The organism is Thioclava sp. ES.031 (assembly GCF_002563775.1).
Lineage (GTDB): Bacteria > Pseudomonadota > Alphaproteobacteria > Rhodobacterales > Rhodobacteraceae > Thioclava.
The window spans coordinates 2,053,530-2,077,401 of sequence record NZ_PDJO01000001.1; the positions used below are offsets into that span (position 1 = coordinate 2,053,530).

21 protein-coding genes are annotated in these 23,872 nt (G+C 65.1%); 13 read left to right on the top strand and 8 right to left on the bottom strand.

Annotated elements, in window-relative coordinates; all coding sequences use genetic code 11:
• The first annotated feature begins 279 nt into the window (after positions 1 to 279).
• The 5 genes from AXZ77_RS09865 (at position 280) to gluQRS (ending at position 5,327) form a co-directional block, all read left to right on the top strand.
• The gene (locus AXZ77_RS09865; RefSeq protein ID WP_098411014.1) at positions 280 to 1,890 is read left to right on the top strand and encodes a BCCT family transporter; all 1,611 of its coding nucleotides are present in this window, start codon (positions 280 to 282) and stop codon (positions 1,888 to 1,890) included.
• Between the two features lie 197 nt (positions 1,891 to 2,087).
• Positions 2,088 to 2,864, top strand: coding sequence for a hypothetical protein (locus AXZ77_RS09870; RefSeq protein WP_098411015.1), 777 nt, complete (start codon positions 2,088 to 2,090; stop codon positions 2,862 to 2,864).
• Between the two features lie 52 nt (positions 2,865 to 2,916).
• Positions 2,917 to 4,266, top strand: a complete 1,350-nt coding sequence (trmFO, locus tag AXZ77_RS09875) for a methylenetetrahydrofolate--tRNA-(uracil(54)-C(5))-methyltransferase (FADH(2)-oxidizing) TrmFO (RefSeq protein ID WP_098411016.1) — start codon at positions 2,917 to 2,919, stop codon at positions 4,264 to 4,266.
• The gene (locus tag AXZ77_RS09880) at positions 4,263 to 4,457 is read left to right on the top strand and encodes a hypothetical protein (RefSeq protein WP_098411017.1); all 195 of its coding nucleotides are present in this window, start codon (positions 4,263 to 4,265) and stop codon (positions 4,455 to 4,457) included. The genes trmFO and AXZ77_RS09880 overlap by 4 nt, the downstream gene beginning before the upstream one ends.
• A gap of 21 nt (positions 4,458 to 4,478) precedes the next feature.
• Positions 4,479 to 5,327, top strand: a complete 849-nt coding sequence (gene gluQRS / locus AXZ77_RS09885; RefSeq protein ID WP_098411018.1) for a tRNA glutamyl-Q(34) synthetase GluQRS — start codon at positions 4,479 to 4,481, stop codon at positions 5,325 to 5,327.
• 28 nt (positions 5,328 to 5,355) lie between these two features.
• Here the strand turns inward: gluQRS and hisI are convergent, their stop codons facing one another.
• Entirely contained in the window at positions 5,356 to 5,718 is a 363-nt protein-coding gene (hisI, locus tag AXZ77_RS09890; RefSeq protein WP_098411019.1) for a phosphoribosyl-AMP cyclohydrolase, read from the bottom strand.
• A 61-nt stretch (positions 5,719 to 5,779) separates the two neighbouring features.
• Here hisI and AXZ77_RS09895 point away from each other — a divergent pair, with 61 nt between their 5' ends.
• Positions 5,780 to 6,208: an iron-sulfur cluster assembly scaffold protein gene (locus AXZ77_RS09895; protein ID WP_098411020.1), complete on the top strand. Its 429-nt coding sequence runs from the start codon at positions 5,780 to 5,782 to the stop codon at positions 6,206 to 6,208.
• A gap of 168 nt (positions 6,209 to 6,376) precedes the next feature.
• On the opposite strand, the gene AXZ77_RS19740 is transcribed toward AXZ77_RS09895, so the two are convergent.
• The 5 genes from AXZ77_RS19740 to AXZ77_RS09915 form a co-directional block, all read right to left on the bottom strand.
• Positions 6,377 to 6,499: a hypothetical protein gene (locus AXZ77_RS19740; protein ID WP_255266459.1), complete on the bottom strand. Its 123-nt coding sequence runs from the start codon at positions 6,497 to 6,499 to the stop codon at positions 6,377 to 6,379.
• A 111-nt stretch (positions 6,500 to 6,610) separates the two neighbouring features.
• Complete coding sequence (recG, locus tag AXZ77_RS09900) at positions 6,611 to 8,701, bottom strand: ATP-dependent DNA helicase RecG (RefSeq protein ID WP_098412507.1); 2,091 nt, start codon at positions 8,699 to 8,701, stop codon at positions 6,611 to 6,613.
• Positions 8,698 to 10,821 carry an NAD-dependent DNA ligase LigA gene (ligA, locus tag AXZ77_RS09905; RefSeq protein WP_098411021.1) on the bottom strand — a complete coding sequence of 708 codons (2,124 nt, stop codon included), beginning with the start codon at positions 10,819 to 10,821 and terminating at the stop codon, positions 8,698 to 8,700. The genes recG and ligA overlap by 4 nt, the downstream gene beginning before the upstream one ends.
• Positions 10,822 to 10,911: 90 nt before the next feature.
• Positions 10,912 to 11,625 carry a response regulator transcription factor CtrA gene (ctrA, locus tag AXZ77_RS09910; protein ID WP_083076965.1) on the bottom strand — a complete coding sequence of 238 codons (714 nt, stop codon included), beginning with the start codon at positions 11,623 to 11,625 and terminating at the stop codon, positions 10,912 to 10,914.
• A 95-nt stretch (positions 11,626 to 11,720) separates the two neighbouring features.
• A complete protein-coding gene (locus AXZ77_RS09915; RefSeq protein WP_078520740.1) occupies positions 11,721 to 11,999 on the bottom strand; it encodes a DUF1153 domain-containing protein in 279 nt (92 codons plus the stop codon).
• Positions 12,000 to 12,130: 131 nt separating this feature from the next.
• On the opposite strand from AXZ77_RS09915, the gene mnmA reads away from it, so the two are divergent.
• Positions 12,131 to 13,267, top strand: coding sequence for a tRNA 2-thiouridine(34) synthase MnmA (mnmA, locus tag AXZ77_RS09920; RefSeq protein ID WP_078550271.1), 1,137 nt, complete (start codon positions 12,131 to 12,133; stop codon positions 13,265 to 13,267).
• A 130-nt stretch (positions 13,268 to 13,397) separates the two neighbouring features.
• Here mnmA and AXZ77_RS19565 read toward each other — a convergent pair whose 3' ends face one another.
• Positions 13,398 to 13,769, bottom strand: coding sequence for a phasin family protein (locus AXZ77_RS19565; RefSeq protein WP_165756948.1), 372 nt, complete (start codon positions 13,767 to 13,769; stop codon positions 13,398 to 13,400).
• Positions 13,770 to 13,940: 171 nt separating this feature from the next.
• On the opposite strand from AXZ77_RS19565, the gene AXZ77_RS09930 reads away from it, so the two are divergent.
• Both AXZ77_RS09930 and AXZ77_RS09935 read left to right on the top strand, forming a co-directional pair.
• Positions 13,941 to 14,942: a ligase-associated DNA damage response exonuclease gene (locus tag AXZ77_RS09930; protein WP_098411022.1), complete on the top strand. Its 1,002-nt coding sequence runs from the start codon at positions 13,941 to 13,943 to the stop codon at positions 14,940 to 14,942.
• Positions 14,939 to 16,513, top strand: coding sequence for a cisplatin damage response ATP-dependent DNA ligase (locus AXZ77_RS09935; protein ID WP_098411023.1), 1,575 nt, complete (start codon positions 14,939 to 14,941; stop codon positions 16,511 to 16,513). Before AXZ77_RS09930 ends, AXZ77_RS09935 begins: the two co-directional genes overlap by 4 nt.
• Here AXZ77_RS09935 and AXZ77_RS09940 read toward each other — a convergent pair.
• Positions 16,510 to 18,333 (bottom strand): alpha/beta hydrolase, encoded by a 1,824-nt coding sequence (locus tag AXZ77_RS09940; protein WP_098411024.1) that lies wholly within the window; start codon positions 18,331 to 18,333, stop codon positions 16,510 to 16,512. The genes AXZ77_RS09935 and AXZ77_RS09940 overlap by 4 nt on opposite strands.
• Before the next feature lie 500 nt (positions 18,334 to 18,833).
• Between AXZ77_RS09940 and AXZ77_RS09945 the strand changes: the two genes are divergently transcribed.
• The 4 genes from AXZ77_RS09945 (at position 18,834) to AXZ77_RS09960 (ending at position 23,870) form a co-directional block, all read left to right on the top strand.
• Positions 18,834 to 20,309, top strand: coding sequence for an MFS transporter (locus AXZ77_RS09945; RefSeq protein WP_098411025.1), 1,476 nt, complete (start codon positions 18,834 to 18,836; stop codon positions 20,307 to 20,309).
• An 82-nt stretch (positions 20,310 to 20,391) separates the two neighbouring features.
• Positions 20,392 to 20,874, top strand: a complete 483-nt coding sequence (locus tag AXZ77_RS09950; protein ID WP_075775114.1) for an Lrp/AsnC family transcriptional regulator — start codon at positions 20,392 to 20,394, stop codon at positions 20,872 to 20,874.
• A gap of 102 nt (positions 20,875 to 20,976) precedes the next feature.
• Positions 20,977 to 22,452, top strand: coding sequence for an NAD-dependent succinate-semialdehyde dehydrogenase (locus tag AXZ77_RS09955; RefSeq protein ID WP_098411026.1), 1,476 nt, complete (start codon positions 20,977 to 20,979; stop codon positions 22,450 to 22,452).
• 47 nt (positions 22,453 to 22,499) lie between these two features.
• Positions 22,500 to 23,870 (top strand): aspartate aminotransferase family protein, encoded by a 1,371-nt coding sequence (locus tag AXZ77_RS09960; RefSeq protein ID WP_098411027.1) that lies wholly within the window; start codon positions 22,500 to 22,502, stop codon positions 23,868 to 23,870.
• Positions 23,871 to 23,872 lie beyond the last annotated feature (2 nt).

A 23,872-nucleotide genomic window follows, 5' to 3' on the forward strand; every position in this document is an offset into this window, starting at 1 on the left:
ATGAAATCAAGCCCCCGCTCCGCAAGGACGGGGGCTTTTTCTTGTTACAGAACGGCTTTGACGTCTGGAACTTCGGCCTGCGCATGGCGCTCGACAAAGGCGCGAACACGAAGCTGTTCCGTTCCCGACCCACCTCCTGATTGCAGACGCGATCCGATGTTGCGGCCCGGCCACGCGCCGGGCCGTTTGCATATTTTCTTTCCGTCAACGCCCCGCCTTCCCGGAACCACCCCTGAAGCCACCCGTTGCGGTTGCACTATTGGAAACAGGGAGAGTTTCATGAAAGCCTTTGCAGACAGGCTCGGTCTGAGAACCGACCCGACCATTTTCTTCGTATCGGCAGGCTTCACGATCCTCTTCGTGCTCGCGCTTGTCATCTTCCCCGGCCCGATTGGCGATGCGTTCGCCACGGGCCGTTCTTGGATCGTCGCCAAGCTCGGCTGGTTCTTCATTCTCGGCGTCAATGTCTGGCTGGGCTTCCTGATCTGGGCCGCGATCTCGCGCCACGGCCATATCCGGCTCGGGCCCAAGGACAGCCGCCCGGAATACGGCAACCTGTCATGGTTCACGATGCTGTTCGCGGGCGGCATCGGTACGGTGCTGATGTTCTGGGGCGTGGCCGAGCCGATCAGCCATTTCTCGAAGCCGCCGCTGCCGGGCGTCGCGCCCTATTCCGACGAGGCGGCGAAAGATGCGATCTCCATCGCGGTCTATCACCTCGGCCTGCATACCTGGACGATCTTCACGCTGCCCGGTCTGGGATTTGCTTATTTCATCCACCGTTACGACCTGCCGGTGCGGGTGTCGTCGGTGTTCTATCCGCTGCTGAAGGAAGGCATCAACGGGCCGATCGGCAAGGCGATCGACATCGCCTCGATCCTCGGCACGCTGTTCGGCGTGGCCGTCTCGCTCGGCCTCGGCTCCAGCCAGATCGCTGCCGGTCTCGACGCGCTTCTGGGCACGGGCGACGGGACCTTCGTCAAGATCGCGATCCTGACCGCGCTGACCGCCGTTGCGATCACTTCGATCGTGGCAGGGCTCGACAAGGGCGTGAAGCTGCTGTCGAACATCAATATCGGCATGGCCGTGGGGCTGATGGTCTTCGTGCTGATCTTCGGCTCGACGCTGTTCCTGCTGCGCGGGATCGTGCAGACCGTCGGCCTCTATCTCACCAACCTGCCGCATCTGGCCTTCTGGAACGACATGCTGGCCAACGAGAACCCCGACACGCCCGGCTGGGGCTGGCAGGGCTCGTGGACGGTGTTCTACTGGGCCTGGACCGTGACCTGGTCGCCCTTCATCGGGCTGTTTGTGGCGCGCATCTCGCGCGGGCGCACGGTGCGCGAATTCGTCTTCGGCGTGCTGCTGGCGCCCTCGCTCTTCACTCTGATCTGGTTCGCGATCTTCGGCTGGCAGGCGATGGAGTTCGACGGCATCGGCCAAGCCGCACGCGATGCGATGGGCGATCAGGCGGGGCAATTGTCGCAGGCCGTCTCGGATAGCGTGCCGCTCGCGATGTTCGCCTTCTTCGAGCATTTCCCCTTCGTCCATATCGTCCAAGGCATCGCGGTGATCGTGGTCGCGATCTTCTTCGCAACCTCGTCGGACTCGGCGTCCCTGGTGGTCGATATGCTCTGCACCGGCTCCTCGACCCCCGGCCCGGTCCATCAGCGCGTCTTCTGGGGCGCGGCAGAGGGTCTCGTCGCGGCGATGCTGATCATGCTGGCGGGCGATGCAGGCCTGACCGCGCTGCAGCAGGTCATTACGGTCGTGGGCCTGCCAATTTTCATCCTCGTGTCGATGATGATCCCCTCGATCATAAAGGGCTTCGCGCTGGAAGATATCGACCACGTCTCGATCGGGAAGCGGCCCAAGCTGGACGATTTCTGATCGCGCGATTCCGAGGTCAGACCCAATCGAACGGCCCGGAGTGGAAACGCTCCGGGCCGTTAACCCATTAGAAAGTTTAACCCTTCCTTAAGACCCGTCCGCCTGCCACAAGAGGTCAAAGCCGCAGCGGAGCATGAGCCCGAGGCGCAGCCGGCGAAGATCGGCCTTGTTCAGTTACCGCGTCACGAGGTCCGATCATGCGCCACGCTCCTGTCTCTGCCCTGCGGGGCGCCGTTTTCTGTCTCGCCGCAGCCGCCAGCGCTGGCCCCGCGCTCGCCCAAAGCGCGCTCGGCTTCACCGGAGCCGAACTGACGATCGAGAACAGCACCGGCGACTTCGGAGCCGCCCGCGCCTATCTGAGCGCCGATTTCGCCCTGACCCCGGCGCATGGGCTGCAACTCGACCTCGGCACAAATGATGCCGGTCCGCGCTGGCGCGGCGATCTGGCAGCGCATCTCTATATGGCACCCACAGAGCGGGCAAAATACGGTCTCTTCGCCGCCGTCTCCGACACCAGCCACGCAAGCCAGACGGCTTATGCGGCGGGCGCCGAAGCGATCTGGGCCGTGGGCGCGCGCGGCAGCGTCTCGGCACGCGGCGGCCTCGGCACCGTCAAACCCGGCAGCAATGATTACGTCTTCGCGGGCCTCGCCGGACGGTGGGACGTCAGCCCGCGCACGACGCTGACCGCAGACCTTTCCGTCGTAGATATCTCCGAACTCGCCTTCAGCGCCCGCGAGACCACCGCCGCGCTCGGCATGCGCCACCGGCTGGGCGACGGCCCCACGACGCTCTTCACCCGCATCGAGCGCGCCCATTTCACCGGCCGCCCTGACAGCCGCGACGAGACCCGTCTCGCCCTCGGCCTCACGCTGCGCTTCGGCCCGCGCGGCCACGGCGTGCGCAACCAGAGCTTCGCGCCGATCCGCCCGCTCGACGGACTGTTTGCGCGCGGCACCTTCGCGCTGGACTGAGCATCTGCGATCGGCCTTCCCTTTTGCCGCTTTGACCACTACATGAGCGGCCATGACAGAAGAACTCCATATCGTCGGCGGTGGCATGGCGGGCTCGGAAGCAGCCTGGCAGGCGGCGAATGCCGGCATCCGCGTGGTGCTGCACGAAATGCGGCCCAAGGTCGAAACCTTTGCGCACCAGACCGGCAACTATGCCGAGATGGTCTGCTCGAACTCGTTCCGCTCGGACGATCACGAGCGCAATGCCGTGGGCCAGCTCCATTGGGAGATGGGCGCTGCGAACGGGCTGATCATGGATACGGCGCGGCAGCATCGTCTGCCCGCAGGCGGTGCGCTGGCCGTTGACCGCGAGGCGTTTTCGCAATCCGTGACCGAGGCGCTGCGCGCCCATGAAAATATTTCCTTTACCGAGGAAGAAGTTACGGAGCTTCCTTCAAGTGGAAAGTGGGTCTTCGCGACCGGCCCGCTGACCTCGGAAAACCTTGGCAAAGCGATCCTGCAAGCCACCGGCGAAGAGCGTCTGGCCTTCTTCGACGCCATCGCGCCCATCGTCTATGCCGACACGATCGACATGTCCGTCGCGTGGCGACAGTCGCGCTATGACAAGGGCGAGACCGAGGAAGAGCGCACGGCCTATATCAACTGCCCGATGACGAAGGACGAATATGAGGCCTTCATCGACGCGCTGCTCGAGGCCGACAAGACCGAGTTCCACGAGGGCGAAACCGCGGGCTATTTCGACGGCTGCCTGCCGATCGAGGTGATGGCCGAACGCGGTCGCGAAACCCTGCGCCACGGGCCGATGAAGCCGGTCGGTCTGACCAACGAGCACGACCCGCAAACCAAGGCCTGGGCCGTGGTGCAGCTGCGCCGCGACAACGCGCTCGGCACGCTCTACAATATCGTGGGCTTCCAAACGAAGATGAAGTATGGCGCGCAAGCCGCTGTTTTCCGAATGATTCCGGGGCTGCAGGACGCGAAGTTCGCGCGTCTCGGCGGCATTCACCGGAACACGTTCATCAACTCGCCGACGCTGCTCGATGCGCAGATGCGACTGAAATCGCACCCGAACCTGCGCTTCGCCGGCCAGATAACCGGCGTGGAAGGCTATGTCGAGAGCGCCGCGATGGGGCTGCTGGCCGGTCGTATGGCTGCTGCCGAACTTCAAGGCCGCGAACTGCCGCCGCCGGGACCCGAAACCGCGATGGGGGCGTTGATCACCCACATCACCGGCGGGGCCGAGGCCAAGACTTTCCAACCGATGAACGTCAATTTCGGGCTCTTTCCGCCGATCGAAGCCAAGGGCGGGCGGCGTGGCCGCAAAGACCGCTACAAGGCCTATACCGATCGCGCCAAGACGGTCTTCGGCGACTGGCTGGCGCAGCAAGGAGAGACTGTTTGAACTACGTTCTGGCCCTGTTCCTGCCGCCGCTCTCGATCCTGCTGATCGGGCGCATCTTCCTTGCGATCCTCGTCTTCGTGATTTGGATTCCGGCGATAATCTTCTCGGGCGGGCTGACGCATCCGATGTTCATCCTGCTCGCCTGGATCCTGATCTATCAGGCGCATGCGGATCGCCGCGCGGGCAGCTGATTTGGCGGGGTGCGCGCGTCAATGATCACACGCTTCGCCCCCTCGCCAACGGGCCCGCTGCATCTGGGCCATGCCTATAGCGCGATCTTCGCGCATGACATGGCGCGCAAGGCGGGCGGCCAGTTCCTGCTGCGGATCGAAGATATCGACCAAAGCCGCGCGCGGCCGCACTGGGAAGAGCAGATCTACGACGATCTGCGCTGGCTTGGACTGACTTGGGACGGGCCGGTTCTGCGCCAGTCCGACCGCTTGAACATCTATCGCGAAACCCTTGAAAGACTTTGGGAAATAGACCTTCTCTTTGCCTGCACCTGCACGCGGCGCGACATCGAGGCGGCAGCCTCCGCACCGCAGGAAGGCGTGCAATATGGGCCCGACGGTCTGATCTATCCCGGCACCTGCCGCGCGCGCGGCGCGCGCCGCCCCGGTGCCCCGCTGCCGGACAGCGCGCTGCGCCTGAACATGACGCGCGCCGCCCGCGATATCCGTTTCGAGGAAATCTGCGAGCTGCACAAAGGCACGCATAACGTCTCCCGCGCCGATCTGATCGACAAGGTGGGCGATGTCGTGCTGGCGCGGCGCGATATGGGCACGTCCTATCACCTCGCCGTGGTGCTCGACGATGCCGCGCAGGGCATCACCCATGTCACCCGCGGCGCCGACCTGTTCGACGCCACGCAGATCCATGTGCTGCTTCAATCTCTACTTGAACTTCCCACGCCAACCTATTGTCATCACGACCTAATCCGTGACGAGAATGGCAAGCGCCTCGCCAAGCGCGACGACGCCCGCGCCATCGCGAAATACCGCGAGGACGGGGCAAGCCCCGACGACATTCGTCGCATGGTCGGGCTGCCCGCTTCTTCTTGACGAAAGTATCCTCCCCGAAGGGCCGGTCTCAGTCTTCCATCGGTTTGAGAATTTCGACCTCTTCGCCATCGCGGATCGCGGTGTAGAAGCACGACCGGCGATTGGTGTGGCAAGCCGGGCCTTCCTGCTCGACCAGCACGAGAAGCGCATCGCGGTCGCAATCGACCCGCATCTCGCGCAGGCGCTGCACATGGCCCGAGGTCTCGCCCTTCACCCAGAACGATTTCCGCGAGCGCGACCAATAGGTTACGCGCCCTGTTTCAAGTGTCTTTGCGACGCTTTCCGCGTTCATCCATGCCATCATCAGGATATCGCCCGAGAGCGCATCCTGCGCGATCGCGGGGATCAAACCGTTGGCGTCATAGGTCAAGCTGGCGGGATCGAATGGCATCGGCTCTTTCCTTCCTGTGGCTCAGGTCCTATCTACGCCGGACGGGCCGAAGGGGAAAGAGATGAGCGACACCGATCTGATCAAGCTCTATTCGCAGCGTATTCTGGCGCTTGCCGCCGATATGCCGGGCACCGATCCGCTGCCCGAGCCCGATGTGACCGTGCGCAAGCGCGCGCCGCTGTGCGGCTCCACGGTCGAGGTTTCGCTGACCTGCACGGACGGCCGCGTGACCGGCTATAGCCAGAACGTGCATGCCTGCGCGCTGGGTCAGGCCTCGGCTGCGATCTTCGGGGCGCAGGCCGTGGGCCGCACGCGTGACGAAGTCGCAAAGCTGCGCGATCAGCTCGCCGAGATGCTCAAGGGCGGCCCCGTCCCCGATGCGCCTTTCGGCGAATATGAGGTGCTGCAAGCCGCGCGCGACTACCCCAACCGGCATGGCTCGATCCTGCTCGCTCCCGAGGCGACGCTCGAAGCGCTCGAGCAGTGCTGAGCCGCTAACCCCTCTCACTCTCAAAATAAAAAAAGCCGCCACTCGAAAGAGCGGCGGCTGAAGTTGCGCTTTACGGACAGGCGGGCCTGGGGGACAGGCGAAGCCGCAGGTTTGGGACAGGTGCGGCAGCCAAAAAGCGCGAGGCAGTAACGATGAGACAGGTCGGGCTTAGAGGAGCCCCGGCAGCCAAAGCGCCATGATGAAGCTTGCGCAAAGCGCGATGCCCCCCACGGCGTCGGCCAGCAACGTGCTGTGATTGCGGTCGAGAAGTTCCTTGATTTCCTTGGCCATCTGGCACCTCCATTCCCTATGTTGCTACTTTGTTCTCACAACTGACGCCGCGTGTAAAGAACTTTTTAGGAACATTTGAGAACACTGGGGAGAACGTGAGTCGAACGGGGCTCAGCCGATGCCGATCAGACGGATCGCACGGTCCTGTTCCATCAGCCACAGCAGCACCCGCGCCGCCTGTCCGCGCGGGCCGCTCAACTCGGGATCGTCGGACAGGAGCTTGCGCGCATCCGACTGCGCCACCGCCATCAGCCCGGCCTGGCGTTCGAGGTCAGCCACGCGGAAGCGCGGCAGGCCCGACTGCGCCGTGCCGATCACATCGCCCGCCCCGCGCATGGCGAGGTCTTCCTCGGCGATGCGGAACCCGTCCTCGCTTTCGCGCAGGATCGACAGGCGTCGTTCCGCCGTCTCGCTCAGCGGGGTCTGGTAGATCATCAGGCAGGTCGAGGCCGCGGCCCCGCGCCCGACCCGCCCGCGCAGCTGATGGAGCTGCGCGAGACCGAAGCTCTCGGCCCGCTCGATCACCATGATCGAGGCGTTGGGCACGTTCACGCCCACCTCGATCACCGTCGTCGCGACCAGCACCCGGGTCTGCCCCTTCACGAAGGCCGCCATCGCGGCGTCTTTCTCGGCCGACGGCATCTGGCCATGAACCAGCCCCACGACATCGTCGCCAAGCGCCGCGCGCAGCGCCAGAAAACGGTCGGTCGCAGAGCTCAGATCGACGCGCTCGCTCTCTTCGACCAGCGGGCAGACCCAATAGGCCTGCCGCCCCTCGGCCACCGCCTTGCGCAGATGCTCGACCACCTCGCCCATCCGCTCCATCGCGACGAACGCGGTCTTCACCGGCGTCCGGCCCGGCGGCTTCTCGTCGAGAAGGCTAACATCCATGTCGCCATATTGCGCCAGCGCGAGCGAGCGCGGGATCGGCGTCGCGGTCATCACCAGCACGTCGACCGCCTGGCCCTTGGCGCCCAGCTCCATCCGCTGCGCGACGCCGAAGCGATGCTGTTCGTCGATCACGGAAAGCCGCAAATCCTGAAATTCCACGTCTTTCTGAAAAACCGCATGGGTGCCGACGAGGATGCCGATCGCGCCCGAGGCCAGATCGGCGAGCTTGCGCGCCCGCTCCGCTCCCTTGTCGCGCCCGGTCAGGATCTCCAGCCGGACGCCCGCCGCCTCGGCCAGCGGCGCCAGACCTTCGAGATGCTGGCGCGCGAGGATTTCCGTGGGCGCCATCATCACGCCCTGCCCGCCAGCCTCGACCGCCGTCAGCAGCGCCATGAAGGCAACCAGCGTCTTGCCCGCGCCGACATCGCCCTGCAGCAGCCGGTTCATCCGCCGCTCGGAGCCAAGATCGCCCGCGATCTCGGCGATCGCGCGGGTCTGCGCCCCGGTCGGCTTGTACGGCAGGCTCGCCAGCACCTGCGCCGAGAGCTTGCCCGTGCCACGCGTCACCCGGCCCTTCTTGCGCCGCGACTGGCGCCGCGCGAGCGCGAGCGTCATCTGGTGGGCGAAAAGCTCGTCATAAGCGAGCCGCGCGCGCGCCGGCGAGGTGGACGAAAGATCGTCAATCTTTTCAGGATGATGCGCCGCTCGCACCGCATCCTGCCAATCCGGCCAACCCTCGCGGCGCTTGAGCGCATCGTCGATCCATTCCGGCAGGTCGGGCGCACGTGCCAAGGCCCCTTCCGCCGCCTTCGCCATCAGCTTTTGCGTGACGCCCGCGGTGAGCGGATAGACCGGCTCGAACCGGGGCATCTCACCCGCATTTTCGAGCGGCAGGATGTAATCGGGATGCACGATCTGCGCCTGCCCGTCATAAATCTCGAGCTTGCCCGAAATGATCCGCCGCGCCCCGTTGGGCATCTGTTTCGCGAGCCAGTCGCCGCGCGCGCGGAAGAACACCAGCGTGATATCGCCCTGCGCGTCATGGCACAGAACCCGATCCGGCGCGCCTTGTTTGCGCGCGGGGCTATGGGCGCCGATGGTCACCTCGACGGTGACGGTGGTACCCGCGGGCACGCCTTGCACGGTCGCGACGGGGCGGCGGTCGATCACCGAATAGGGCAAGGTGAACAGCACATCGCGCGGGCGGGTGATCCCCAACCCTTCGAAATGCTTGGCCGTTTTCGGGCCGACGCCCGCGAGGCTGTCGAGCTCGGCGAAGAGCTCGAAAAGCTCTGCGGGCCGCGTGCTCATGCGCCCCCCGCGAGCGCGATCCATTCATCCTCGTCGATGACGCGGATGTCCAATTCGGCCGCTTTCTTGGCTTTCGAGCCCGCGCCGGGGCCTGCGACGAGCAGGTCGGTCTTCGCGCTGACCGAGCCCGAGACCTTGGCGCCAAGCGCCTCGGCGCGCGCCTTCGCCTCGGCCCGCGTCATCTTCTCCAGCGTGCCGGTGAAGACGACCGTGAGGCCAGACACGGGGCTGTCGGATTTCGGCTTCTCGGCTTCCTCGACACTCAGATGCGCGGTGAGGCGGTCGATCGAAGCGCGCTCGGCCTCTTGCTGGAAGGTCGTCACGACCGAGGTCGCGAGCGTCTCTCCCACCCCGTCGATCGAGATCAGATCGTCCCATTCCGGCCCCTGCCCGCAGTCTGCCTGCGTCATCGCGGCCTCAAACGCCTCCCAGGTGCCGTAATGCGTGGCGAGCATCCCCGCGCTGGTCTCGCCGACGTGGCGGATGCCGAGCGCGAAGATCAGGCGTTGCAGCGGAATCCTGCGCTTCTCGGCGATGGCGGCAAAGAGATTGCGCGCCGATTTTTCGCCCCAGCCCTCACGGTTCTTGAGCTGCTGGAGGCCCTGACCGTAGCGCTCTTCGAGCGTGAAGATGTCGGCGGGCTCCTTGATCCAGCCGTCCTCGTAGAATTGCTCGACCTGTTTCGCGCCGAGACCTTCGATGTCGAAAGCCGCGCGGGAGACGAAATGCTTCAGCTTTTCCACGGCTTGCGCGGGGCAGATCAGACCGCCCGTGCAGCGGCGCACCGCGTCGCCCTCTTCGCGGATCGCCTCGGAGCCGCAGCGGGGGCAATGGGTCGGGAAGTCGTAGGGCACCGCATCGTCGGGACGGCGCGCGAGGTCCACATCGGCGATCTTCGGGATCACGTCGCCCGCGCGATAGACCTGCACCCAATCGCCGATGCGGATATCCTTGCCGCCGCGGATCTCGGCCCCCTTGGAGTCGCGCCCGGCGATGTAATCCTCGTTATGCAGCGTCGCGTTCGAGACGACGACGCCGCCCACGGTCACCGGGGTCAGCCGCGCGACCGGCGAGAGCGCCCCGGTGCGACCGACCTGAATGTCGATCCCTTCGAGCTGCGTCCAGGCAAGCTCGGCGGGGAATTTATGCGCGATCGCCCAACGCGGCGTGGTCGAGCGGAAGCCCAGACGCCGCTGCAGCGCGAGATCGTTCACCTTGTAGACGACGCCGTCGATATCGTAGCCGAGCGCGGCCCGCTTCGCCTCGATCTCGCGGTAATGGGCAAGCATGTCGGCGGGGCCGTCGCACAGCTCGGTCAGCGGGTTGGTCTGGAAGCCGAGGGCGTGCAGCCGCGCGATGGCGTCGATCTGGGTCTCGGCCAGCGGCGCGGACAACTCCCCCCAGGCATAGGCGAAGAATTTCAGCGGGCGCGCGGCGGTGACTTTCGGGTCGAGCTGGCGCAACGATCCGGCAGCGGCGTTGCGCGGATTGGCGAAACGTTTCTCGCCCGCGGCCTCGTTGCGGGTGTTGAGCGCCTCGAAATCGGCATGGCTCATATAGACCTCGCCGCGGACTTCCAGCACGTCGGGCGCATCCGTGATCGACGTCGGAATGTCGTCGATGGTGCGGGCATTTTCGGTGACGTTTTCGCCGACCGCGCCGTCGCCGCGCGTGGCGGCATGGATCAGCTTGCCGTGTTCGTAGCGGATCGACAGCGAGAGACCGTCGATCTTCGGCTCGGCCGTATAGTTGAGCGGTGCGTCGGATTTCAGACCGAGGAAGCTGCGGATGCTCTCGTCGAATTCGGTCACGTCCTCGTCGGAGAACGCGTTGGCGAGGCTCATCATGCGGATGGCATGGGTGATCTTGCCGAAGCCTTCGGCCAGCTGCCCGCCCACCTGTTCGCTGGGCGATTGGTCCGATTTCAGCGTAGGAAATTTCGCCTCGATCGCCGCGAGCCGCTGCTTGAGCGCGTCATAGTCCGCATCCGAAATCTCGGGCGCATCATGAGTGTGATAGGCAGTATTGGCCGCCGCGATCTTCGCGATCAGCTCGGGCAGCTCGGCGCGGGCTTCGGCCTCGCTCAGCGCGTCGATCTCGGTGCGGCTTGGCTCGGACATAAAAAGACCCCCTCGTGCTGACCTTGGTTTAGGCAAGCACCGAGGGGGCGTAAAGAGCCGTGACGACGGAGATCATCGGCTTTCGGGACGTCAGGCACCCATCGCGATACGCCGCTCCAACTCGGACGGGTCGGGATCGCGCAGCACATAGCCGCGGCCCCAGACGGTTTCGATGTAATTCTCACCCTCGGTGGCATCGGCGAGCTTCTTGCGTAGTTTGCAGATGAAGACGTCGATGATCTTCAATTCGGGCTCATCCATGCCGCCATAGAGGTGGTTGAGGAACATCTCCTTCGTCAGGGTCGTGCCCTTCCGGAGGCTGAGCAGTTCGAGCATCTGATATTCCTTGCCGGTCAGATGCACCGGCTTGCCATCGACCTCGACCGTCTTCGCATCGAGATTGACCGAGATCTTGCCGGTGCGGATGATCGACTGGGCATGGCCTTTGGAGCGGCGGATGATCGCGTGAATGCGCGCCACCAGCTCCTCGCGATGAAACGGTTTGGTCATGTAGTCATCGGCGCCGAAGCCGAATCCCTTGATCTTGTTCTCGGTGTCGTCCGCGCCGGTGAGAATCAGGATCGGCGTGTCGATCTTGGCCAGACGCAATTGCCGCAGCACCTCGTGCCCGTTCATATCGGGAAGATTGAGGTCAAGAAGGATCAGATCGTAATCGTAGAGCTTCGCGAGATCGATTCCCTCCTCCCCCAGATCGGTGCAGTAGACGTTGAGATTCGCGTGCGTCAGCATCAATTCGATGCTGCGCGACGTCGTCGGGTCGTCTTCCACCAATAAAATCCGCATCCTGGGTTCTCCGCATTAATCCCTCGATCGGGGTCGAGACTTACACCAAATGGTTAACACCGGGTTGCCTTGTCACGTTTCCGTTACGTTGCAATCTAAAGTTGTTTCAACTTTTGGATCGCGGTGACTTTAAGGCCTTGAATCCCGTGCCTTTCGACGCCCTCGATCCAAAGATCCAATTCTTCGTCAGAGAGCGCGTAACGCTCCAGAACCTCGTCACGGGCGATCAACCCATGCGCGACCGCCTGCACGATCACCGCTTTCCGGCTCGCCACCCATCGTCGCGTTTTCGGAGAGGGCAGATCCGCGCGCGTCAGGATCGTGCCGTCGGCGAGGGTCACCGCGCGCGGACCATCGACTTTCTTGAGATACATGGGCTCACCCCTTCAAGCTCTTCACGCCGGCCACACTGGCGCGCGGGCCCTTAACACTGCGTGAAACGCGGGGTTGAGAGTGGGTCGCATTTTCCTATATTGCTGCACGTCTCGTTAAAGGACGCTTCATCATGCCCAAGGATCTGCCGCTCAATTCGCTCGGTTTCGCCAAACCGCCCGCGGACACCCGCGTCGTCGTCGCCATGTCGGGCGGCGTCGATAGCTCGGTCGTGGCCGCCAAACTGGCCGAGGAAGGCTATGACGTGGTGGGCGTGACGCTGCAGCTTTACGACCATGGCGCGGCGCTGGCCAAGAAAGGCGCATGCTGCGCCGGGCAGGACATCCACGACGCGCGCCGCGTGGCCGAGGAGATGGGCTTTCCGCATTACGTGCTCGATTACGAGAACACCTTCCGCGAGGCGGTGATCGACGAATTCGCGGACGCCTATCTTGGCGGCGCGACGCCGGTGCCCTGCATCCGCTGCAACGAGCGTGTGAAGTTCAAGGACCTGCTGGAGACGGCGAAGGATCTCGATGCCGATTGCATGGCGACGGGCCATTACATCCAGCGCAAGGACGGTGCGGCCGGACCCGAGCTGCATTGCGCAGCCGATGCGAACCGCGACCAGAGCTATTTCCTGTTCTCGACCACGCCAGAGCAGCTCGATTACCTGCGTTTCCCGCTGGGCCACCTGCCCTCGAAGGATGCGACGCGGGAGCTGGCGGCGAAATACGGGCTGGCGGTGGCCGACAAGCCCGACAGTCAGGATATCTGCTTCGTGCCGAACGGGAATTACGCGAGCGTCATCGAGAAGCTGCGCCCCGGCGCAGCCGATCCCGGCGATATCGTGGATATGGAGGGCAATGTGCTCGGCCAGCATCGCGGCGTGATCCATTACACGATCGGCCAGCGGCGCGGGCTTGGCATCGGCGGGCTCGAAGATCCGCTCTATGTCGTGAAGCTCGATCCGGACACCCGCCACGTCGTCGTCGGCCCGAAAGAGGCGCTCTCCACCCGCACCATCCCGGTGCGCGAGATCAACTGGCTGGGCGACGAGCCCTTCACCTCGCGCAAGGAATGGCATCTGAAGGTCAAGGTCCGCTCGACCCGCCCGCCGCGCGAAGCGATCATCCGACCGATCTCGGAGACCGAGGCCGAGGTCGAACTGGTCGTGCCGGAGGAAGGCGTCAGCCCGGGTCAGGCCTGCGTGTTCTACGCACCCGAAGACAGCCGCATCTTCGGCGGCGGCTGGATCTACAAGAAGTAACGCCCGCAAACGGCCCTACAGACAGCACTGCGCGCGGCGAGCCCCTCAGGCTTGCCGCGCCTATCCATCCCTCGGATCACTCAGACCGGCACGTCGCTGAGGCTCACCCCATGCTTGCCGGCCCGAGTCGTCACTTTTTTCCGACCGCCTTGGCGAGCGCTTCGCCCTCTTCGGTGGCCGAGCGCACCGCGCGTTCCGCAATCCCCGTCATCGAGGTCGCGAGCTTCGTCATCTCGGCGGTGTAATCGCTGGCCGTGCGCTGCCAGAATTCGCCCCAGAGGCTCATCGCGCGCATCGGATCGGGCGTCTCCGCCAACTGGGTGACCATCTCCTGATCGCGCTCGAAGCGGGTCTTCAGAAACTCGAGCAACTCGATATTCTGCGCGATCATCGATTCCATCATCTTGAGCTGCGGTGCCATCACCGAGCTTACCGACCCCATATCAGGCACTGGCATACAGCCAGCCATGTTCATACCGGGTGCGGATTTCTTCTGTGCCATGTCAGCCTCCCTTGTGACTGGATGGCGCGAGCGTAGCATGGGTGCGGCGCACAGCGTTTGATTTGGAACAATCGCAGCGCGAAAAGCTTGGCTCAGGGCAAATGCCGAAAATTTGGGCCGATAACCCGCGCCCGCGTATGCATTTCGAGCGTTAGCGTAAGTGAAGGACCGATGGCCGATCCGCTTCTGATCCCGCGCCCCGAAGGGCTCTATTGCCCGAACGGCGATTTCTACATCGACCCGAGTCGCCCCGTGGCGCGCGCGCTGATCACGCATGGCCATGCCGATCACGCGCGCTCAGGCCACGGGCATGTGCTGGCCACGCGCCAGACGCTGGAGATCATGGCGATCCGTTACGGCGAGGATTTCGCGGGGCAGCGACAGGCCTATGAAGGACCGCTCTCCGTAGGCGGCGTGGATGTCAGCTTTCACCCGGCAGGCCATGTGCTGGGTTCGGCGCAGATCGCGATCACGCATCGCGGGCAGCGGATCGTGGCGTCGGGCGATTACGCCCGCGTGGCCAATCCCTCCTGCGCGCCCTTCGAGCCGGTGCCCTGCGACACGTTCATCACCGAGGCGACCTTCGCGCTCCCGGTCTTCAAGCACCCCGACCCGGCCGACGAGATGGCCAAGCTGATGGCCTCGATGCGCGCCGCGCCGGAGCGGCCGCATCTGGTGGGTGCCTATGCGCTGGGCAAGGCGCAGCGGGTGATCATGCTCGCGCGCGAGGCAGGTTATGACGCGCCGATCTACATCCATGGCGCGCTGCAAAAGCTTTGCGACTATCACATCGAACAGGGCATCCCCCTGGGCGATCTGCGCCCGGCCACGATGGACAAGGCCGAGGCGCGAGGCTTGCGCGAGGCGCTGGTGATCGCGCCCCCTTCCGCCTTTTCCAGCCCTTGGGTCCAGCGCTTCGCCGATCCGGTGATCTCTTTCGCCTCGGGCTGGATGCAGATCCGCGCCCGCGCCCGCCAGCGCGGGGTCGAACTGCCGCTGGTGATCTCGGACCATATCGATTGGGTGGACCTGACGCGCACCGTGCGCGAGATCGACCCGTCCGAGCTATGGATCACCCATGGCCGCGAGGAGGCGCTGATGCGCTGGGCGGAACTGGAGGGGCGCGTGGCCCGCCCGCTGCACCTCGTGGGCTATGAGGAGGAGCCGGAATGAGAGCCTTCGCGGTCCTTCTCGAACGGCTCGCCTTCACACCGGGGCGCAATGCCAAGCTCGACGTGCTGGCCGATTACCTGCGCCATGCGCCCGATCCCGAGCGCGGCTATGCGCTGGCGGCCCTGACCGGAGAGCTGGAGCTGGGCCGCGCGCAGCCAGCGGTGTTGCGCGCCATGGTGGGCGAGCGGGTCGATCCCGAGCTTTTCGCGTTGTCCTATGACTACGTGGGCGATCTGGCCGAGACGATCGCGCTGATCTGGCCGCAGGAGAACACGGCTCAGGACGTCGATCTGGTCGAGATCGTCGAGACCTTGCAGGACACGCCGAAAACCCGCGTCGGGCCGCTGATCGCGGGCTGGCTGGACCGGCTGGCCCCATCGGAACGCTATGCGCTCTTGAAACTCGCGACCGGGGGGCTGCGCGTCGGCGTTTCTGCACGGCTTGCGCGGGTGGCGCTGGCCTCGGTCGGCAGGCCCGAGCTGGAAGAGATCGAGGAAATCTGGCACGGGCTCTCGCCGCCCTATCAGCCGCTTTTCGACTGGATCGAGGGTGGCGAGAAACCCGAACGCGCGGGCTTTGCGCCGTTCCGGCCGGTGATGCTCTCGACGCCCACCGATCTCGAGGCGCTCACCGATCTGCCGCCGGGGGATTTCGCCGCCGAGTGGAAATGGGACGGCATCCGGGTGCAGGCCGTGGCCGAGGGCGGCGAGCGGCGGCTCTATTCGCGCACCGGCGAGGATATCTCCGGCGCTTTCCCCGATGTGGTCGCGCATATGGGCTTCGAGGGCGCGCTGGATGGCGAGTTGATCGTGCGGCGCGGCGATCAGGTCGCGCCCTTCGGCGATCTGCAAAAGCGGCTGGGGCGGAAATCTCCGGGCAAGGCGATGCTGGCCTCCCATCCGGCGGCGCTACGGCTCTACGACATCCAGATCGAGGGCGAGGAAGACCTGCGCCCCCTGCCCTTCGAGACCCGTCGCACCCGGCTGGAGGCCTTCGTGGCCGGTCTGAACTCAGACCGCTTCGACGTCTCGGAACTGCTGCCCTTCGACACTTGGGAGGATCTCGCCGATTTACGCGAAGCGCCGCCCGAGGTGGTGATCGAGGGCGTGATGCTGAAACGTCGCGACACGCCCTATATGGCAGGCCGCCCCAAGGGGCCGTGGTTCAAGTGGAAACGCGATCCGCGCATCATCGACGCGGTGATCCTGTATGCCCAACGCGGGCATGGCAAACGATCGGGCTTCTATTCCGATTTCACCTTCGGCGTCTGGGATGGTGACCGGCTCGTGCCCGTGGGTAAGGCCTATTCCGGTTTCACCGACGAGGAGCTGCGCCGGCTCGACCGTTTCGTGCGCAATCACACCGTGGAGCGCTTCGGCCCGGTGCGCTCCCTGTCGCCCGATCTTGTGGTGGAGGTGGCCTTCGAGGGGCTCAACCGCTCCACCCGCCACAAATCGGGCGTCGCGATGCGCTTCCCGCGCATCTCGCGCATCCGCTGGGACAAACCCGCAGGCGAGGCCGACCGGATCGAGACGCTGCGCGCGATGCTGCCCGAGCTGGACCAGCCCTAGCGGATCAGCACATAATAGCCCGGCGCATCGCAGAGCGGACGATACTTGCGCCCCTTGCCCATGGGCGGTGGCGCGATCTCCTGCCCGTCGCCGGTCTTGCGCAGCCATTTCGCCCACGGCTCCCACCACGACCCTTCGCGGGGCGCGCATTCCGCAGCCCAGTCCGACGCGGAAGGGTGCAGCATGCCGGGGCGATGCTCCATCAAGCGGTAGCTCGCCCGCGGCGCGCCCGGCGGACGCACGATCCCGGTATTGTGCCCGCCCGAGACCAGCGCGAAGGTGACGGCGCCCGGCAGCGACCATGTCAGCTTGAAGACCGAATGCCACGGCGCGATGTGATCGGTCTGGGTCGCGACGGCGAAGACCGGCGTCTCGATATCTTGCAAGAAGACCGGCGTGCCACGCGTATCCATCCGCCCCTCGGCCAGATCATTGTCGAGGAACAGCCGGCGCAGATATTGCGAATGCATCTTGTAGGGCATCCGCGTCGCGTCATGGCTCCACGAGGCCAGCGCGCCATCTGTCTCGCGCTCGCCCATCAGATAGGTATGGACCGCCTGCGACCAGATCAGGTCCTTCGACTTGAGCATCGTGAAAGTGCCCGCCATCGCGGTCTTGTCGAGATAGCCCTCCTCCCACATCATGTCTTCGATCAGGCTGAGCTGGTCTTCATTGGTGAACAGGCTCAATTCCCCGGCCTCGGTGAAATCGACCTGCGCCGCCAGCATCGTCAGCGAGGCCAGCCGGTCATCGCCATCGCGCGCCATCGCCGCCGCCGCGACCGAAAGAAGCGTACCGCCAAGGCAATAGCCCAGCCCGTGAACCTTCTCCGCCCCGGTGATCGCGCAGACCGCATCGAGCGCCGTCATCACCCCCTCTTCGCGGTAATCGTCGAAGCCCAGATCGCGGTCGCCTTCGTCGGGGTTCTTCCACGAGATCGCGAAGACGGTGAAACCCTGCCCCACGAGCCAGCGGATCAGCGAATTCGTCTCTTCCAGATCGAGGATGTAATATTTCATGATCCAGGCCGGGACGATCAGCAGCGGCACCGAATGCACCTTCGGCGTGCTGGGCTCGTATTGGAGCAATTCGATCAGATCGTTGCGCAGCACCACCTTGCCCGGCGTCAGCGCGACATCGGTTCCCGGGATCAGCGTGGGTTCCGGCTTGGTGTCGCCGGTCATCACCTTGACCGCATCCTCGCCCCAATAGCGCGCCCCGCGCATCAGGTTCACCCCGCCTTCCTTCAAGGTCCGCTCGATCACCAGCGGATTGGTCGCGATGAAATTCGTGGGCGACACCATGTCGAGCCATTGCCGCGCGTAGAACTGCATCATCTGCTCGTGGCGCGCCTCGACCCCGCGCACGTCCGTCGTCGCGTTGTGCCACCATTGCTGGGCATGCAGGAAGCTTTGCGCATAGAGGGCATAGGGAAACTGCTGCCAATCGGGCGCGGAGAAGCGGCGGTCCTGCGGCAACGGCTCGAGCGGCTGCGCCTCGGCATCGTCGCTCCGGTGCGGCGCCATCTCGCGCAACAGGTGCATCCATTTGCGCCCCGCCTTCCAGCCCAGCTCGGCCTGCTTGCCGGGGCTGAGCGCAAGATGGGTCGCCCAATCGGAAAACGCGAGGCCGAGCGAAATCGGAGACAGCCCGCCCTCGGCCCGGCCCCTCAGCGCGTGGGACAACCGGTCGAGCCGCTCGAACGAGGCCAGCGCCGCGCTGTGCTCCTCGGCCTGAGGCGTGTCGGCCTTTGCAGCTTTACCGGCAGCCTTGCCCGCGCCCTTGCGCGGCGGCGTCTTGTCCCCGGCCAGATCCTTCATCCCGCAGCCTCCTAGCGTTGCGATTCCGCGCCGACCCTAGCGCAAAACCGATGACAGCGGTTTGACCTGACGCAAGAGTTCGCGCCGCCGCAACTCTTCACGCAAATAAGAGCCGATCTCACATGGGCGGGAGACGCATGAAATATCGGAACTGAGGCATTGCTGCATCGGTTCACCCTGCACATCTCGAGACGCAAGGGCATAGGCGAGATGGCAAACCGGGACACGCCACCCCCCGGGGACCGCTGTCCACTGCCGATGCCTCGCGACATACGGAAAGGCCGGGTTTCTCTCTCCACCCCTCCCTGCCCGGGTTTCCGGCACGACCTGCTTCCGGGTTCTCCTGTCTCTCTTGCCCGGAAGCAGGCCCCTTCACTCCCAACTCCCCGCCCCTCTCGGGCGGGGTTTTCTTTACCCGCCCCAGTTGCGCGATAGAGCACGCAAACCTGCGCGCGCCCGCGGGGTGACACCGGCCGCCCGCGTGCTAGCTATGCCCGGTCATGTTGAGCAGGCTTCGAGACAACATCATTCCGCTGACGGTGGCGCTGTCGCTCCTGATGGAGCTGATCGACGCGACCGTGCTGGCCACCGCGATCCCGGTGATCGCGCGGGACCTGTCGGTGCCGGTGCTGTCGCTGAAGATGGCGATGGCGACCTATCTGATCGCGCTGGCGGCCTTCGTGCCGATCTCGGGCTGGATCGCGGACCGGATCGGGGCGCGGCGGACCTTCCTCGCGGCGATGGGCGTATTTCTCGTGGCCTCGCTTCTCTGCGCGATCCAGACCAGCCTTACGGGGCTGGTGCTGGCCCGCGCGCTGCAGGGCATCGGGGCTGCGATGATGAGCCCCGTGGGCCGGCTGATCGTGCTGCGCCACACCTCCAAGGAGGAGATGACCCGCGCGATGGTCTATGTCACCCTGCCCGCGCTGATCGGCCCGGCGCTGGGCCCCTTCGTGGGGGCGACGGTGACGACCTTCCTCGGCTGGCGCTCGATCTTCCTGATGAACCTGCCGCTGGGCGCGCTGGCGATCTGGCTGACGCTGCGCCACATGCCCGCCGACGGCCCGCCCGAGGCGAAACCGTTCGATTTCCCCGGCTTCCTGCTGTCCGCCGTGGGGTTGGCGGCGGTGATGACCGGGTTTTCCGCGCTGGGCGAGCATATCCTGCCGTGGCAGGCCGCCGCGGGCCTCAGCGTCGCAGGCGCGGCGCTTTTGGTGCTCTACTGGCTGCGGGCGCGCAGCACGGAGGAACCGCTTCTCGATCTGCGGCTGTTCCGGCATCGCACCTTCGATGTCTCGATCACCGGCGGGTTGATCTTCCGGCTGTCGAACGGGGCGATCTCGCTGCTGCTGCCGCTGTTCTTCCAGCTGGGGCTTGGGGCCTCGGTGATGGTCTCGGGCGCGCTGACGGGTCTGAATGCGGTGGGCGCGGTCAGCTTGCGGACCTTCGTGCCGCGCATCCTCGACCGGTTCGGCTTCAAATGGGTGATGATCTGGGCGGCGGTGGTCCGGGGGGCGACGATCTTCGGCTTTATGACCGTGACCAGCATCCATGACTGGCAGCTGATCCCGCTTCTGCTGATCGGGGGCGCTGCGCAATCTGTCGTCTTCACCGCGATCAACTCCATCGGGTTTGCCGATCTCGACACGCGCGAGATGAGCCCCGCCACCGCCTTCACCGCGATGAGCCGTCAGGTCTCGCTCGCGCTCGGCATCGCGCTGGCGGGCGTGGTGCTGGAGCTGACCGCAGGCTCGGCGGCGACCACCACCGGGGCCGAGATGATCCCGATCCACGCCTTCCTCTGGGGCTTTGCGATTGCGGGCGCGACGGGGCCGCTCTCGGCGCTCTATTTCCTGCGGCTGCGCCGGGGCGATGCCGACGGGCTGCGCCGCAAGCGCCGGACGGTGGAACCCTATGGTTCGGCCAAGGAACGCTTCCGCGCGCCGCGGTCCGAACAACGTGAAGCCGCCGAGTGAGCCGGTGCGGGCTTGGCGCTAAAGATCGGGCCAAAAAATCGGGGATGCGCAGGGCGTTGAGCCGGTGTAGCGTGGCGCCATGATCAAGCTCGACCCCCGCGATATCGAAATTCTGCGCGTTCTGGCGCGCGAGGGCCGCATCACCAAGGCGGCGCTGGCCGAGAAGATCAACCTCTCGCCCACCCCTGCCTGGGACCGGCTGAAAAAGCTGGAGAAAGCGGGGCTGATCGCGGGCTATCGCGCGACCTTCAACCTCAAGAAGCTCGGGCCGCATGTGACGCTGTTCGTGGCCGCCGAACTGGCCGATCACACCGCCGCCAGTTTCCAGACATTCGAGCGCTCGCTCGATCAGCATCCCGAGGTCGTGGGCTGCTGGGCTTTGGGCGGCGGCTTCGACTATCTGATGCAGATCGTGACCCGCGACATCGACGCCTACCAGCGGCTGATCGACTCGATGCTGGACGCGCGGATCGGCATCGCGCGCTACTTCACCTATATCGTCACGAAAGAGGTGAAGAACGCCGCCATGCCCCCCTTCGACCTCTTCGCAGACCAAATGGACTGACGGACGGCGCTATTTCAGCCCAAATCCGGGGCCCGCGCAGTCCATTCGGACTATTACCCTGTGAAATCGGGCGCAGAGTGATCTCAACCAAGGAGGTCTCTCATGCTCGATACCGCCATTTCCGCCCGCCCCGATATCGCCGACAAGCGCCTGCTGCGCAGCTTTTCCTATGTGAATGGCCGCTGGATCGCGGGCGAGACGGGCGAGGTCATCCCCGTCACCAACCCCGCCAATGCCGAACGTCTGGGCGATATCACCGCGCTCAACCGCAGCCAGTCGCGCGCGGCGGTCGATGCAGCCCAAGCCGCCTTTCTCGACTGGTCGATGACGCTGCCGCAGGAGCGCTCCGCCATTCTGCGCCGCTGGTTCGACCTGATCATCGCGGCGAAGGACGATCTGGCGCGGATCATGGTGCTCGAACAGGGCAAGCCGCTAAGCGAAGCCTTGGGCGAGATCGACTACGCGGCGAGCTTCATCGAATATTACGCCGAAGAGGCCAAGCGGCCGAATATCGAGGGCGTCACCTCTCATCTGCATGACGCAGAGGTGGAGCTGTGGCTCGAACCCGTGGGCGTCGTGGGCCTCGTCACGCCGTGGAACTTCCCCGCCGCGATGCTGACCCGCAAGGCCGCCGCCGCCATCGCGGCTGGCTGCACCGTGGTCGCCCACCCCTCGCATGAGACGCCCTATTCGGCGCTGGCGCTGGCGGAACTGGCCGAACGCGCGGGTCTGCCCGCAGGCGTGTTCAACGTGCTGACCGGCCACGCCCCGGAAATCGTCGAGCCGTGGTGCGACGACACCCGCGTGCGCGCACTCTCCTTCACCGGCTCGACCGAAGTGGGCCGGCTGCTCTATCGCCAATCCGCGGAGACCGTGAAGCGGCTGGTCCTCGAACTGGGCGGCCACGCCCCGGTCATCGTCTTCAAGGGCGCCGATCTGGATCAGGCCGTCGAAGAGGTCATCAAGGCGAAATTCGCGACTTCCGGGCAGGACTGCCTCGGCGCGAACCGGATCTATGTCGAGCGTCCAGTCTATGACGAATTCTGCCGCCGCTTCACCGAGGCCACGCAGGCGCTCACCGTGGGCATCGGCATGGACGATCCCGATATCGGCCCGCTGATGAACGAAAAGGCGGTGGCCAAGCAGGAAGAGCATGTGGCCGACGCGCTGGCCAAGGGCGCGAAACTGGCCTGCGGCGGCAAGCGGCTCGATCGTGGCCCGCTGTTCTTCGCGCCGACCGTGCTGACCGACGTGCCCGACAATGCCAAGATCATGCACGAAGAGACCTTCGGGCCGGTCGCTCCGATCACCGTCTTCGACACGGAAGAAGAGGTCTTCGCCAAGGCCAACGCGACCGAATACGGGCTGGTGGCTTACGTCCACAGCCAGAACCCGAAACGCATCTACCGCGCCACCCGCGCGCTGCAATTCGGCATGGTCGCGGTCAACCGCACCAAGGTCACCGGCGCGCCGATCCCGTTCGGCGGCATGAAGCAATCCGGCCTCGGCCGCGAAGGCTCGCGTCGCGGAATGGAGGAGTTCATGGAAATCAAATACGTCTGTCGCGACTGGGGCTGATCGCTCCGCCCGCCCGGACGACCCAAGACAAGAAGAAGGAGAGAAAATTGCTGACCAATGACCAACTCGACAAGTGGGATCGCGAAAGCTTCTTCCACCCCTCGACGCATCTCGCCCAGCACGCGCGCGGCGAGTCCCCCAACCGGATCGTCACCGGCGGCAAGGGCGTGTTCATCGAGGATCGCGACGGCAATAAGCTGCTCGACGCCTTTGCGGGCCTCTACTGCGTGAACGTGGGCTACGGGCGCACCGAAATCTCCGAGGCCATCGCCGAGCAGGCGAAGGAACTGGCCTATTACCACGCCTATGTCGGCCACGGCACCGAAGCCTCGATCACGCTGGCGCATATGGTCCTCGACCGTGCGCCCGATCACATGTCGAAGGTCTATTTCGGTCTGTCGGGCTCGGATGCGAACGAGACCAACATCAAGCTGGTCTGGTATTACAACAACATCCTGAACCGCCCCGAGAAGAAGAAGATCATCTCGCGCTGGCGCGGCTATCACGGCTCGGGCCTGATGACCGGCTCGCTGACGGGGCTCGAGCTGTTCCACAAGAAGTTCGACCTGCCGCTGAGCCAGGTGATCCACACCGAGGCGCCCTATTACTACCGCCGCCCCGATGAGGCGATGTCGGAAGAGGCCTTCACCGCCTATTGCGCGTCCGAGCTGGAGCAGCTGATCGAACGCGAAGGCCCCGACACCATCGCCGCCTTCATCGGCGAGCCGGTTCTGGGCACCGGCGGCATCGTGCCCCCGCCCGCGGGCTATTGGGAAGCGATCCAGAAGGTTCTGAACAAATACGACATCCTGCTGATCGCCGACGAGGTCGTGACCGGCTTCGGACGCCTGGGCTCCATGTTCGGCTCGGATCACTACGGTATGAAGCCCGACCTGATCACCATCGCGAAGGGCCTGACCTCGGCCTATGCGCCGCTCTCGGGCACGATTGTCAGCGACAAGATGTGGAAAGTGCTGGAGCAAGGCACGGACGAGAACGGCCCGATCGGCCACGGCTGGACCTACTCGGCGCACCCGATCGGGGCGGCGGCCGGCGTCGCGAACCTCGAACTGATCGACAAGCTGGGCCTCGTCGAGAACGCTGGCAAAGTGGGTAAATACCTCAATGACCAGATGCGCGCCGCCATCGGCGAGCACGCGAATGTCGGCGATATCCGCGGCGAAGGGATGCTCTGCGCGGTGGAATTCATGGCCGATCGCGACAACCGCAGCTTCTTCGACGCCTCCGACAAGATCGGCGCGAAGATCGCAGGCGCGATGGTCGAGCGTGGCGTGATCGGGCGCGCGATGCCGCAGGGCGACATCCTTGGCCTTGCCCCGCCGCTGTGCCTCACCGAGGCGGAGGCCGACAAGATCGTCGAAGTCACCGCCGATGCCGTGAAATCGGTTCTGGGCTAAGG

Coding starts and splice junctions, on each gene's coding strand:
- trmFO (WP_098411016.1), top strand. CDS start 2,917: ATGACAGAAGAACTCCATATCGTCGGCGGTGGCATGGCGGGCTCGGAA.
- AXZ77_RS09935 (WP_098411023.1), top strand. CDS start 14,939: ATGAGAGCCTTCGCGGTCCTTCTCGAACGGCTCGCCTTCACACCGGGG.
- ligA (WP_098411021.1), bottom strand. CDS start 10,821: ATGTCCGAGCCAAGCCGCACCGAGATCGACGCGCTGAGCGAGGCCGAA.
- AXZ77_RS09865 (WP_098411014.1), top strand. CDS start 280: ATGAAAGCCTTTGCAGACAGGCTCGGTCTGAGAACCGACCCGACCATT.
- mnmA (WP_078550271.1), top strand. CDS start 12,131: ATGCCCAAGGATCTGCCGCTCAATTCGCTCGGTTTCGCCAAACCGCCC.
- AXZ77_RS19740 (WP_255266459.1), bottom strand. CDS start 6,499: ATGGCCAAGGAAATCAAGGAACTTCTCGACCGCAATCACAGCACGTTG.
- AXZ77_RS09945 (WP_098411025.1), top strand. CDS start 18,834: ATGTTGAGCAGGCTTCGAGACAACATCATTCCGCTGACGGTGGCGCTG.
- ctrA (WP_083076965.1), bottom strand. CDS start 11,625: ATGCGGATTTTATTGGTGGAAGACGACCCGACGACGTCGCGCAGCATC.
- gluQRS (WP_098411018.1), top strand. CDS start 4,479: ATGATCACACGCTTCGCCCCCTCGCCAACGGGCCCGCTGCATCTGGGC.
- AXZ77_RS09870 (WP_098411015.1), top strand. CDS start 2,088: ATGCGCCACGCTCCTGTCTCTGCCCTGCGGGGCGCCGTTTTCTGTCTC.
- AXZ77_RS09940 (WP_098411024.1), bottom strand. CDS start 18,333: ATGAAGGATCTGGCCGGGGACAAGACGCCGCCGCGCAAGGGCGCGGGC.
- AXZ77_RS09930 (WP_098411022.1), top strand. CDS start 13,941: ATGGCCGATCCGCTTCTGATCCCGCGCCCCGAAGGGCTCTATTGCCCG.
- recG (WP_098412507.1), bottom strand. CDS start 8,701: ATGAGCACGCGGCCCGCAGAGCTTTTCGAGCTCTTCGCCGAGCTCGAC.
- AXZ77_RS09955 (WP_098411026.1), top strand. CDS start 20,977: ATGCTCGATACCGCCATTTCCGCCCGCCCCGATATCGCCGACAAGCGC.
- AXZ77_RS09915 (WP_078520740.1), bottom strand. CDS start 11,999: ATGTATCTCAAGAAAGTCGATGGTCCGCGCGCGGTGACCCTCGCCGAC.
- AXZ77_RS19565 (WP_165756948.1), bottom strand. CDS start 13,769: ATGGCACAGAAGAAATCCGCACCCGGTATGAACATGGCTGGCTGTATG.
- AXZ77_RS09895 (WP_098411020.1), top strand. CDS start 5,780: ATGAGCGACACCGATCTGATCAAGCTCTATTCGCAGCGTATTCTGGCG.
- hisI (WP_098411019.1), bottom strand. CDS start 5,718: ATGCCATTCGATCCCGCCAGCTTGACCTATGACGCCAACGGTTTGATC.